The following is a 10576-nucleotide window of genomic DNA, read 5'->3' as shown; positions in this document are numbered from 1 at the left end:
TCATCGCTTGAGTTGAGGGGCGGTCACCTTCGGGTGGCCGCCCTTCGGCGTTCGGTGGGGTCCCGTCGGCCCAGGAGATCAGCGCCCGCGCTCCAGATGGGACCGCAGGTGGTGGAGCCGGGTGTGCGGGTCCGGGTGGGAGGCGAGGAGCCGTGCGATCACTCCCTCCTCCTCGACGCGGACGCCCAGGGCCGAGGCGTCGGCGTGTGCGGTCGCCTCGCGGTGGAGATCCTCGCTCAGCACGGTCATCAGATGCTCCGCGAAGCCGAGTTCGGCCGCGTGTTCGTCCGCGCGAAGTTCCGCGCGGCGGGATACGGCAGCCACCAGGCAGGGCGTGATCAAGGGCAGGAGGACCAGGCCGTATGTGGCTGCGGCCAGGGCGAACATGGTGGCGCCGAAGAGGCCGATCATCAGGGCGGCGACGCCCACGGACACACGGTCGACGCGTGCGGCCAGCCACCGCAGCAGGCGCCAGGTGATCCGCGCGGGCAGTGTGTACCAGAAGGTGAGCAACGAGGCCCAGGAGTGCCCTCTCACGTGATGGCCCAACTCGTGCGCGAGTACGCCGGCGAGCTGGGCGGGGGTGAGCGTCCTGAGCGAATGGCTGGTGACGCCGACGATGTGGCCCGCGGCCGCCATGGCGTTGATCCCGGCGCTGTCCTCGACCCACAACTGGTACGTGTCCCCGTCCACGCCGGCTCGGGCGGTCACCTGGCGCCAGACCGACGCCAGCTTCCGGTACTCCTCGGGCGTGGGGTAGCGGAGCCGGTACAGCCACCGGGCCAGGAGGCGTTCGCAGGGCCGGTGGAAGGCCAGCCCTCCGCTGACCACCCAGCAGCCGAACGGGATCCACCAAGGTGGCCCGAGCAGGACGGCGACGGCGTACGACACGACGAAGACGACGGCCGAACTTGTCAGCACCTGCGGCAGCTGGAGCGTCAGGTGCCCGAGTGTGGTGGCGTCGACACCGCGGTGGCGGGCCGATATGTGGACGCGTCCGGCGCGGGAGGAGAGATTGTCCATGGGGTCCGGACGCTTTCGGCGGTGCTCGGATTCGTAGGGGACGGACATGACACTCCTTGTCGGGTTCCGGAGGCGGGGCGAGGGGGACTCAGGCCATGAGTGCGGAGCCGGGGAGCAGCACCGCGGCGCAACCGAAGGCGATCAGTCCCGTTCTGATCCAGAGGTGTTTGCGGGCCACGATGCGGCTGGTCTCGGCCAGCGCCAGGAAAAGGCCGAGGGTGGGGTCGCGCCCTGTCTCCGCCACGGCCGCGGCAAGGCTTCCGGTCCGGGCGGCGCGCCGTACGTCACCGAAGTAGGTCAGGGGCAGACCGGGCTCCCAGGTGCTCCTGCGGTAGCGGGGCAGAACCGCGAGCAGCAGCGCGAACAGGGCTGCGACCAGCGACGCCACGCCCAGCCACCACACGAGCGCGGCGGTGGGGGAGAGCGCGGGGGGACTCCATCGGTGTCCGCCGAGCAGACCCGCCATGATGCCCAGGGCCCCGGCAAGGACGGAGGCCTTGGTGTCGGCGCGGGCGATCTCGGCGCGGAGGTCGCCCAGCAGCAGCGTGCCCGCCTGTACCTCCGGGGCGGCCACCGGTGGGGGTACGGCACTCACGCAGGCGTCTCCGGAGCCTCGTCCTCGGGCGACGCGCCCGACTTCAGGACGGTCGTCATCCACCTGGCGGTGAGCTCCCGGGGCTCCTGGAGCTGGTAGCTCTCCAGCCCTTCCTTGTCGAGCACCCGGTCGATCAGGTGGCGCTGCGTCTCGATGAGTACCTTGCGCTCCTCACCGAGGTGCTGGAGGACGAGCCGGGTGTCGTCGGGATGCTCCGTCAGATGCAGCGCCAGGGCGGCGGTGTCACCCCTGGCCAGGCAGTCCTCGTAGAACTTGATCTTTTCTGCCCTGATGCGAGCCTCGAGCTGCTGTCGCTGGACCGACACCTCGTGCTCCGGCGTGGCGGCCTCCGCCTCGTGTCGTGCGGCACGTAGCCGCTCCTGGTGGGTGCGTTCGGTCGCGTCGAGCCGCAGCCGGACCGTGACGGTGGCCCGCAGGCCCTGGTCGCCGACGATCTGCGCGGCCTCGTCGAGTGCCTGCTGCACTGCCCGCTCGGCCAACGGGCTCTCGGTGATGGCGTGACGGCGGCTCGCCGCCCGCATCGTCGGGACGAGTTCGCGTGCGAGGAGGCCGGGTACGTCCCGTTCGTGGCTGGTGACGAAGCGGGCCGGGTCCGTGACCCGCCAGGTGATCTCGGCGAAGGCTTCGAACTCGAAGCTGTCGACCCGACTGGGCAGGTGTTCCCGTAGGTGCAACGTGTGCGGGTCGGTGTCCACTTCGTAGAGGGCGACGTAGCGGCGGACGGAGGTGGGCCGGGCAGGCGGTGGGAAGGTCTCGTAGGCACCCTTGTGGGTGACGCAGACCAGGGTGTGATCGATCCGGCCGACGTGACGGCGGCCGCCGAGGCGCAGACGCGGCAGCTGCCGGACCCTGAGGACCGGGTCGAAGAAGGGGGTGGGCTGCGGAAGAAGCCCCTCCGCCGACCGGTCGGGTTCGTCGGGCTGAAGGCACAGGGCATCGGTGTCCATGGACATGCTCCAGGTGACGGGGGAGGGTCAGACGGTGCGCACGGCCGTGTCCAGCCGGTCGGCCACATCCAGGGCGTTCTCGTCGGCGTCGCGCACGGTGCGCAGAAGATGGGTGATGCGCTGGTGGTTGCCCGGCGTCGCGGCGAGCGCCGGGAGCAGCGTGGTGAGCGCGATCTCGGACTTGCTGTCCTCGTCGGCCGTGAGCACCCAGCCGCGCAGGACGCGCAGGGCCCGGGAGGTCAGCTCCTGGTCACCGAGAACGGCGCTCCAGAAAGCGGTCAGGTGCCGGACGTCCACCATCTCGTCGGCGGCCAGGGCGCGGGCGTACCAGTCGAGGACGATCGGGCGGTCGCCCTCCTCCTCATACTGGTCACAGGCCTGGACGAAGGCGCGCAGCGCGTGGGAGCGGACGGCACGATCATGGCGTGGGCCCTGGGGATCGAGACGCTCGGCCAGCGCGTGGAGCACCGGGCTCTGCACCGTGAGGAGCAGCAGTTCCAGGGCGTCCGCGAACTGCTTGTCCTCCTCCCTCCTGGCCTTCGCCTTCTTCTTCTCCCTCTTCGTCTCGTCATCGTCGTCGTCCGTGTCCTCCTCCTCGACGGGGCGGCGGACGGCGTCGAGCAGGGCGCGCAGGGTGATCTCGTGGTGGGCGGCGCCCAGCAGGCCGTAGGCGCGGATGGCCGTCCACCGGCGGCTGTGGTGATCGCCTGTGCACCAGTCGTGCAGGACGTCGAAGGCCGGGGGGACCTCCAGTAGTACGGACAGGGTCAGGGCGTTCGCGGCGATCAGCCAGGCGTTGAAGCTGTTCGAGTCGGCCCAGGGTTCGATGAGGTGGGCCATCGCGGACGGGAAGTCGGCCTGCGCGAACAGCGCGGCGGCGCCGGCCGCCCGGGTCCGCACGAGCGGACGTCTGTCCTTGGCGAGCTGCCGGATCCAGCTGACGAGCGCCGGTCGGGCCGAGGGGTGAAGGTTCCACACCTGGTGCAGCAGAAGTGGCGCGATCAGCTCGTCCTGGAAGCGGGCGACGAAGTGGTCGACCACGCCATGATCGGTGAGCTCGGTTTCGATTTCGCCTAGCGCGCGGGCGAGCTGGAGGCGGTCGGCACGGGAGGTGCCGAAGACGGGGATGCGCGGGGACTCGTCCGGGTTCTCCGTCCGATGGAAGAGCTTGAAGAGTTGGTCGCTGAGTTCGGCGGCCACCGCGTACGGGGCACCGTCGAATACGGACAGTGAGACGAGGAACGCCTTGTCGAAGAGGTTCGGAGTCTCTCCGGTGAGCCACCGGTCTATCTGGGTCCGTGCGGCCGCCTCTCCGTGGGCGGCCAGCTCCTGCTCGTCGATCTCGCCCCGATGCAGCGCGACCACACGCGTCGCGAACTGCGCGGTCTCGTAGGGCGGATGCTCCCGTTCGAGGAACTCCTTGACGTACGGCAGTCCGCTCAACCCGGTCCAGGGTGCCTCGCCCACGGCCCGGGTGACATGGGAGTGCAGCACGTCCGACGTCAGCGGCGGCTCCCACCGTACGGAGGGGATCTCGCTCGGCAACGTGGACGACTCGACTGTGATGACCAGGTGGCCACCGCCACGCTCCAGTTGCTCGCGCAGCCCTGACAGGTGCGGGGTCCGCAGCGGATGGCGGTGGCGGGTGGTCCAGTCGCAGAGGACGTACCCGAGGGGCGAGTCCAGTTCGTCGAGCAGAGCGGAAGGGGAGCTGGGCGGCTCCAGTTCCCGTAGCTGCTCGATGCCGAGCCTGGACAGCAACATCAGCGCGGCTGACCGGCGTCCCGTCGTCTGCCCGCCGCTCAGGATGACGACGCGCTCGGCACGCAGCCGCATGAGCGCATCGTGGAAGGAGACGCCTTCCCGGAAGACGGCGGTCACCTCGTCGAGCTCTGTCCGGGAGACCGGACCGGACGCGTGGCGGGGTGCCTTGCCGAAGCCTCCGGCATGAATGATCGTGTCGCCGAAGTGCGTGCCGCCGGTCTGCCCGAACTGGTCGCCGTCGACCAGGGTCGACGCGAACGTACGGGCCGCGTGCCTGACCAGATCCTGTCGTGCTTCCCAGGCCTTCTGCCGCTGCTCCGGAGGCTGGGAGAACTCCTCCTGTTTCTCCTCCTCCTTCGGTTTCTCCGCGGTCTTCGCCGAGCCGAGCGCCGTGTCCTGGCTCATCGCCGCTCACCCCGGTCGGGTAGGCCGAAGTTGAGGTCGCCTAGGACGGTGCCACCGGTCACGCCGTACTGGTCGCCGCCGATGTGTGTGTGGGAAGTCGAAGGGCCGAGGCTCGTGGCCGTCGGAGTTCCCTCACCGGAGGGCCCGCCGGTACCCGCGGCCGTCTCCGCACCCGGCTCACCGTGCAGCCAGGCCACCGTCGGTCCCTCCTTCGTCTCCACGGTGACGCGATGGAAGTCGCCGGGGCGCACGCCCAGGGGACCGTGGCGTACGACCCCTTGATAAACAGCCTCGGACACGCCCAGGACGCTGCCCGCGTCCGACTGCTTGAGGGCGTCGCGCAGCGGGTCGGAGTTCAGCAGCCGTACCGCGTGGTTGAGGTCCGAGCCGACCCAGCCGTCGAGCTCGTCCACGGCGACGTAGCCGGAGGAGAGCACGATGCGCAGCCGTATCCGCGCGCTGCTCGCGAGCAGGCGGTTCTTGTTGTGCAGAAGCGCCGGCGTCTCGGTCAGGAGCGTCTTCAACAGCGTCGGCACGGAGACCTTGGCGTCGATGAGTTCCATGACGGAGTCACCGCGGTCGGCGCGCAGCCGGGCGGTCTCGTCGACACCCGCGTCGACGAACGTGGCGTCGACGATGTCGTACAGGACCCGACGCAGGAACGCCTGTTCCACGTCGTCGCGGCTGCCGAACTGCTCGATGTCGAAGAGGAGGATCGTGCGGAACACGGGGTCGGCCATGTCTGTCCCTGTCTGTCTTCGCTTCCGCGAGTCGGTCCGTTGTCGGCACGCAGCACGATGGCGGGCGTACGGCGTGCGGCGGAGGGCCGATGACATGGACGATCTGTGACCGTGTACGCAGAAGAACAGCCGGAGATGTGCGTCAGGCGGAGCTCCCGCCGATGATGCGGCGCAGGACGTCGGGGCGCAGGACGACGATGCGGCGGCGTCTGGTGACCACCACCTGCCTGGCCCTCAGCTCCTTCAGCAGCCGGGCGACCGCCTCACGGGAGGAGCCGACCGAGCCCGCGAACTCCTGCTGGCTGAGCCCGATGGTGAGTTCGACGCCCTCGTCGGTCCGGCTGCCATGGGTGCGCATCAGTTCGAGCAAGAGGACCGCTAATCTTTCGCGCACGGTGAGGGCGGCCCACTCGAGCCGTCGACGGTCGGTCGACCGCTGACGGTCGGTGGCCAGGCCGAGCAGTTGCAGGGAGACCTGGGGGCTGCCCGAGAGGAACGCGGTGAACCGGGCCTGGTCGATGGCGACTGCCTCGACGGGATCCATGGCCGTCACGGTGGCCGCTCGGTGCCGCCCGCTGAGCGCGGCGCCCTCGCCGATGATGTCACCGGGGCCACGCAGGGCGAGCAAGGCCTCGTAGCCGTTGGCGGCGAGGGCCGTCACCTTGGTCCAGCCGTGCAGGAGCAGCAGCACATGGGTGGACGGATCGTTCTGGTGCATGAGCACGGCGCGCGCCCGGAAGCGCAGTGGACGACCGGCCGCCAGCAGGGCGACGCGGTCCTCCTTCTCCAGACGGGCCAGGAAGGGCACACGGTCGTCGAACCCGTCGTCGTCCCACGCGCGCGTACGGCCCCCAGCCATCCTGCCCCCCGTCTTCACCTGCGCCGATGTCGTTGATCCGCGACCAGTCAACGTACTTGAGGCAGCCGGCCGGGGAAGGAGCAGCAATCAGCCTCTGGCCGACAGTCGCTGTCGCGCCGTCCCGCCGAGCGGTAGCAGAACCGGGACAGAAGTGGTGCGGGGAACCGGTGCCGTACGCCGTGCGTTGCCGCATCATGGAGGAACTACCAGTCCGGGGGAGTGTTTCTCGTGTCGAACCCGTCGTGGCAGCCGATGCCGTGGCAGCAGGCGCAGGGCAGTAGCCCGTCCCTGCTCGCCGCCCATGCGGACCGTGAACGTGCCGTCGATGTGCTCAAGGCGGGCTTCAGTGAGGGCCGCCTCCCGCAGGACGAGTACGAGAGGCGCGTCGAGAGGGCCTATCAGGCGCGCACGGTGGGGGAGCTGGCTCTCCTGGTCGCCGACCTGCCACAGGGGCCCTCAGCGATGCAGCCGAGCGCGATGGCGCCCATGGCGCCGATGGTCCCGAGAACCTTCATGCCGGCGCCCGTGCTGCCCCCGCCTACCAACGGCAAGGCCGTGGGCGCGATGGTCTGCGGTGTGCTCACGACCATGACGGTGGGGCTCACCGGCATCCCGGCCGTCATCCTCGGTCACACCGCCCGCGCCGAGATGAAGCGCACGGGCGAGGGCGGGGAGGGCTTCGCGCTGGCCGGCCTCATCCTCGGCTGGCTCTCCGTGGCGGGCTGGGCCTTCTTCCTCATGATCCTCATGATCGCGGGAGTGTCGTCGAGCAGCGGAACCTGAGCGTCGGCGGGGGTTCGGCGGTGCGGACGCGTCCACCCTTGAACCCGGGATGCGTCCACCCCTAAACCCGCGCCTGCCCATTTGTTTTGACCATAGCGAATGAGGTAGGTACGCTCAGACCTTGTGCCTGGGGTGTGCCCTGGCTCTCGTGCGTGCCTTCAACCGCACAGGGGGAGCCGTAAGCGGCCACCGTACTCTGCGCCCTTTCTGCCTTGCGGCGGGAGTCAGCAGTTTCGACACACCCGACCGCGTGGGTCGGCGAATGTTCCGGGTTAGCTTCACCATTCGGCACACAGAAACCGGAGAAGTAGTGCCTACGATCCAGCAGCTGGTCCGGAAGGGCCGGCAGGACAAGGTCGAGAAGAACAAGACGCCCGCACTCGAGGGTTCGCCCCAGCGTCGCGGCGTCTGCACGCGTGTGTTCACGACCACCCCGAAGAAGCCGAACTCGGCCCTGCGTAAGGTCGCGCGTGTGCGTCTGACCAGCGGGATCGAGGTCACTGCTTACATTCCGGGTGAGGGACACAACCTGCAGGAGCACTCCATCGTGCTCGTGCGTGGTGGCCGTGTGAAGGACCTGCCGGGTGTTCGCTACAAGATCATCCGCGGTTCCCTGGACACCCAGGGTGTCAAGAACCGCAAGCAGGCCCGCAGCCGCTACGGCGCCAAGAAGGAGAAGTAAGAATGCCTCGTAAGGGCCCCGCCCCGAAGCGCCCGGTCATCATCGACCCGGTCTACGGTTCTCCTCTGGTCACCTCGCTCATCAACAAGGTGCTGCTGAACGGCAAGCGCTCCACCGCCGAGCGCATCGTCTACGGCGCCATGGAGGGCCTGCGTGAGAAGACGGGCAACGACCCGATCATCACGCTGAAGCGCGCTCTGGAGAACATCAAGCCGACCCTCGAGGTCAAGTCCCGCCGTGTCGGTGGTGCGACGTACCAGGTTCCGATCGAGGTCAAGCCCGGTCGCGCCAACACGCTCGCGCTGCGCTGGCTGGTCGGTTACTCCCGCGCCCGTCGCGAGAAGACCATGACCGAGCGTCTGCTCAACGAGCTTCTCGACGCCTCCAACGGCCTCGGTGCCGCTGTGAAGAAGCGCGAGGACACGCACAAGATGGCCGAGTCCAACAAGGCCTTCGCGCACTACCGCTGGTAGTCGCAGACCCCATCGAGACCGAGAGAAGACTGAAGCCTTATGGCTACCACTTCGCTTGACCTGGCCAGGGTCCGCAACATCGGGATCATGGCCCACATCGACGCGGGCAAGACGACCACCACCGAGCGGATCCTGTTCTACACCGGCGTTTCGTACAAGATCGGTGAGGTCCACGACGGCGCCGCCACCATGGACTGGATGGAGCAGGAGCAGGAGCGTGGCATCACGATCACCTCTGCTGCCACCACCTGTCACTGGCCGCTCGAGGGCGTCGACCACACCATCAACATCATCGACACCCCGGGTCACGTCGACTTCACCGTCGAGGTGGAGCGTTCGCTCCGCGTCCTCGACGGTGCCGTGACGGTGTTCGACGGCGTTGCCGGCGTGGAGCCGCAGTCGGAGACGGTGTGGCGTCAGGCCGACCGTTACGGCGTGCCCCGCATCTGCTTCGTCAACAAGCTGGACCGTACCGGCGCCGAGTTCCACCGCTGCGTGGACATGATCTCGGACCGCCTGGGCGCCCAGCCGCTCGTCATGCAGCTCCCGATCGGCGCCGAGGCCGACTTCAAGGGCGTCGTCGACCTCGTGACGATGAAGGCCCTGGTCTGGTCGGCCGAGGCCGCCAAGGGTGAGATGTACGACGTCGTCGACATCCCGGCCACGCACACCGAGGCTGCCGAGGAGTACCGCGGCAAGCTCGTCGAGGCGGTCGCCGAGAACGACGAAGAGATCATGGAGCTGTACCTGGAGGGCGTCGAGCCCACCGAGGAGCAGCTGTACGCCGCGATCCGTCGCATCACCATCGCGTCCGGCAAGTCCAACGACACCACGGTCACCCCGGTGTTCTGTGGCACCGCGTTCAAGAACAAGGGCGTCCAGCCCCTGCTCGACGCGGTCGTGCGCTACCTGCCGACCCCGCTCGACGTCGAGGCCATCGAGGGCCACGACGTGAAGGACCCCGAGCTGGTCGTCAAGCGCAAGCCGTCCGACGACGAGCCGCTGTCCGCGCTGGCGTTCAAGATCATGAGCGACCCGCACCTCGGCAAGCTCACCTTCGTCCGGGTCTACTCGGGCCGCCTGGAGTCCGGCACCGCCGTGCTGAACTCCGTCAAGGGCAAGAAGGAGCGCATCGGCAAGATCTACCGCATGCACGCGAACAAGCGTGAGGAGATCGAGTCGGTGGGCGCCGGCGACATCATCGCCGTCATGGGTCTGAAGCAGACCACGACCGGTGAGACGCTGTGCGACGACAAGCAGCCGGTGATCCTGGAGTCCATGGACTTCCCGGCGCCGGTCATCCAGGTCGCCATCGAGCCCAAGTCCAAGGGTGACCAGGAGAAGCTGGGTGTCGCCATCCAGCGTCTCGCGGAGGAGGACCCCTCCTTCCAGGTCCACTCGGACGAGGAGACGGGCCAGACCATCATCGGTGGTATGGGCGAGCTGCACCTCGAGGTGCTGGTCGACCGTATGCGCCGTGAGTTCAAGGTCGAGGCCAACGTCGGTAAGCCGCAGGTCGCCTACCGTGAGACGATCCGCAAGGCCGTCGAGCGCGTGGACTACACGCACAAGAAGCAGACTGGTGGTACCGGCCAGTTCGCCAAGGTGCAGATCGCGATCGAGCCGATCGAGGGCGGCGACGCCTCGTACGAGTTCGTGAACAAGGTCACCGGTGGCCGTATCCCGAAGGAGTACATCCCTTCGGTGGACGCCGGTGCGCAGGAGGCCATGCAGTTCGGCATCCTCGCGGGCTACGAGATGACGGGCGTCCGCGTCACGCTCATCGACGGTGGCTACCACGAGGTCGACTCCTCCGAACTCGCGTTCAAGATCGCCGGTTCGCAGGCCTTCAAGGAGGCCGCGCGCAAGGCCAGCCCCGTGCTGCTCGAGCCGATGATGGCCGTCGAGGTCACCACGCCCGAGGACTACATGGGTGAGGTCATCGGCGACATCAACTCCCGCCGTGGCCAGATCCAGGCCATGGAGGAGCGGGCCGGTGCCCGCGTCGTGAAGGGCCTCGTGCCCCTCTCGGAGATGTTCGGCTACGTCGGAGACCTCCGCAGCAAGACCTCGGGTCGCGCAAGCTACTCGATGCAGTTCGACTCCTACGCCGAGGTTCCGCGGAACGTCGCCGAGGAGATCATCGCGAAGGCCAAGGGCGAGTAACGCACCGCGTTCCACGCACCGCGTCCACACGCTTTAGGCTTGACTCCGGAGCCTCAGGGGGCAAACACCCGCGAACACGGGTGTTTGCCCAAGGACCCGGACTTTCCAGCAAAGATCA

10 protein-coding genes are annotated in these 10576 nt (G+C 68.4%); 4 read left to right on the top strand and 6 right to left on the bottom strand.

Translation table 11 applies throughout. From position 1 onward, the window contains the following. Positions 1 to 78 precede the first annotated feature (78 nt). From RM704_RS25195 to RM704_RS25170, 6 genes are all read right to left on the bottom strand, one after another. On the bottom strand, positions 79 to 1071 hold the full coding sequence (locus RM704_RS25195; protein ID WP_033528322.1) for a M48 family metalloprotease: 993 nt from the start codon (positions 1069 to 1071) through the stop codon (positions 79 to 81). Positions 1072 to 1111: 40 nt separating this feature from the next. Continuing rightward, positions 1112 to 1618, bottom strand: a complete 507-nt coding sequence (locus RM704_RS25190; protein ID WP_033528323.1) for a Pycsar system effector family protein — start codon at positions 1616 to 1618, stop codon at positions 1112 to 1114. Continuing rightward, positions 1615 to 2586 (bottom strand): hypothetical protein, encoded by a 972-nt coding sequence (locus RM704_RS25185; RefSeq protein ID WP_033528324.1) that lies wholly within the window; start codon positions 2584 to 2586, stop codon positions 1615 to 1617. Before RM704_RS25185 ends, RM704_RS25190 begins: the two co-directional genes overlap by 4 nt. 27 nt (positions 2587 to 2613) lie before the next feature. Further along, positions 2614 to 4755: a hypothetical protein gene (locus RM704_RS25180; protein WP_033528325.1), complete on the bottom strand. Its 2142-nt coding sequence runs from the start codon at positions 4753 to 4755 to the stop codon at positions 2614 to 2616. Continuing rightward, positions 4752 to 5495, bottom strand: coding sequence for a hypothetical protein (locus RM704_RS25175; protein WP_033528326.1), 744 nt, complete (start codon positions 5493 to 5495; stop codon positions 4752 to 4754). Before RM704_RS25175 ends, RM704_RS25180 begins: the two co-directional genes overlap by 4 nt. Positions 5496 to 5637: 142 nt before the next feature. Next, a complete protein-coding gene (locus tag RM704_RS25170; protein WP_033528327.1) occupies positions 5638 to 6354 on the bottom strand; it encodes a Crp/Fnr family transcriptional regulator in 717 nt (238 codons plus the stop codon). Positions 6355 to 6606: 252 nt separating this feature from the next. Between RM704_RS25170 and RM704_RS25165 the strand changes: the two genes are divergently transcribed. The 4 genes from RM704_RS25165 (at position 6607) to fusA (ending at position 10458) form a co-directional block, all read left to right on the top strand. Beyond that, the gene (locus RM704_RS25165) at positions 6607 to 7137 is read left to right on the top strand and encodes a DUF1707 and DUF4190 domain-containing protein (protein ID WP_192829696.1); all 531 of its coding nucleotides are present in this window, start codon (positions 6607 to 6609) and stop codon (positions 7135 to 7137) included. Between the two features lie 310 nt (positions 7138 to 7447). After that, positions 7448 to 7819, top strand: a complete 372-nt coding sequence (gene rpsL, locus RM704_RS25160) for a 30S ribosomal protein S12 (RefSeq protein ID WP_003948652.1) — start codon at positions 7448 to 7450, stop codon at positions 7817 to 7819. A 2-nt stretch (positions 7820 to 7821) separates the two neighbouring features. Beyond that, complete coding sequence (gene rpsG, locus RM704_RS25155; RefSeq protein WP_003992340.1) at positions 7822 to 8292, top strand: 30S ribosomal protein S7; 471 nt, start codon at positions 7822 to 7824, stop codon at positions 8290 to 8292. Between the two features lie 39 nt (positions 8293 to 8331). Next, entirely contained in the window at positions 8332 to 10458 is a 2127-nt protein-coding gene (gene fusA, locus RM704_RS25150; RefSeq protein WP_033528328.1) for an elongation factor G, read from the top strand. The last annotated feature ends 118 nt before the right edge of the window (positions 10459 to 10576 follow it).

It is taken from the genome of Streptomyces gottesmaniae, assembly GCF_031845845.1.
Lineage (GTDB): Bacteria > Actinomycetota > Actinomycetes > Streptomycetales > Streptomycetaceae > Streptomyces > Streptomyces akebiae.
The sequence above is the reverse complement of the archived record's forward strand: the minus strand, read 5'-3'. Positions and strand labels throughout refer to the sequence as shown.

Excerpts from the sequence above, each read along its gene's own strand:
- RM704_RS25195 (WP_033528322.1), bottom strand. The coding sequence starts at position 1,071 with ATGTCCGTCCCCTACGAATCCGAGCACCGCCGAAAGCGTCCGGACCCC.
- RM704_RS25185 (WP_033528324.1), bottom strand. The coding sequence starts at position 2,586 with ATGGACACCGATGCCCTGTGCCTTCAGCCCGACGAACCCGACCGGTCG.
- RM704_RS25180 (WP_033528325.1), bottom strand. The coding sequence starts at position 4,755 with ATGAGCCAGGACACGGCGCTCGGCTCGGCGAAGACCGCGGAGAAACCG.
- RM704_RS25175 (WP_033528326.1), bottom strand. The coding sequence starts at position 5,495 with ATGGCCGACCCCGTGTTCCGCACGATCCTCCTCTTCGACATCGAGCAG.
- RM704_RS25170 (WP_033528327.1), bottom strand. The coding sequence starts at position 6,354 with ATGGCTGGGGGCCGTACGCGCGCGTGGGACGACGACGGGTTCGACGAC.
- RM704_RS25165 (WP_192829696.1), top strand. The coding sequence starts at position 6,607 with ATGCCGTGGCAGCAGGCGCAGGGCAGTAGCCCGTCCCTGCTCGCCGCC.
- rpsG (WP_003992340.1), top strand. The coding sequence starts at position 7,822 with ATGCCTCGTAAGGGCCCCGCCCCGAAGCGCCCGGTCATCATCGACCCG.
- fusA (WP_033528328.1), top strand. The coding sequence starts at position 8,332 with ATGGCTACCACTTCGCTTGACCTGGCCAGGGTCCGCAACATCGGGATC.